This window comes from Streptomyces sp. ISL-87, assembly GCF_018614095.1.
GTDB lineage: Bacteria > Actinomycetota > Actinomycetes > Streptomycetales > Streptomycetaceae > Streptomyces.
On sequence record NZ_JAGGOY010000064.1, the window covers coordinates 1 to 377 of the forward strand.

At 75.1% G+C, this 377-nt stretch carries 1 protein-coding gene; it reads right to left on the reverse strand.

What is annotated here, in order from left to right; genetic code table 11:
• Positions 1 to 40: 40 nt before the first annotated feature.
• Positions 41 to 349, reverse strand: a complete 309-nt coding sequence (locus J7I97_RS24240; protein WP_214938388.1) for a DUF2530 domain-containing protein — start codon at positions 347 to 349, stop codon at positions 41 to 43.
• Positions 350 to 377 lie beyond the last annotated feature (28 nt).

The following is a 377-nucleotide window of genomic DNA, read 5'->3' on the forward strand; positions in this document are numbered from 1 at the left end:
GGCCGGGCCGGGGCCGGGCCGAGCCGGGCCGGTCGCGTCGCTAGCCGGCGTGGGGCGCCGGGCCAGGCGGGCCCGTCACATCCCCCTCGTCCCGCGCGGCCAGCGCATCGGCGTGCCGCTTGAGGGCCGCGTCGCGCCCGCGGACGTACCAGAGGCCGATCAGGCCGAGCACGCCTCCGGCCGCGCAGCACCACACCCACCACAGCAGGTCCCGGTCGGCGAACCACCCGTAGAAGGGGAGCTGGACCACGAAGAGGGCGAACCAGAGGATCGTGCCGCCGGTGACGGTCGCGACCACCGGGCCCTCAAGGGGCTCGGGTGCCTCGTGCTTCGCAGTCCATTTCGCCATGGCCCCAAGTCTAGTGTCGCGGCCGGAA

Coding starts and splice junctions, on each gene's coding strand:
- J7I97_RS24240 (WP_214938388.1), bottom strand. CDS start 349: ATGGCGAAATGGACTGCGAAGCACGAGGCACCCGAGCCCCTTGAGGGC.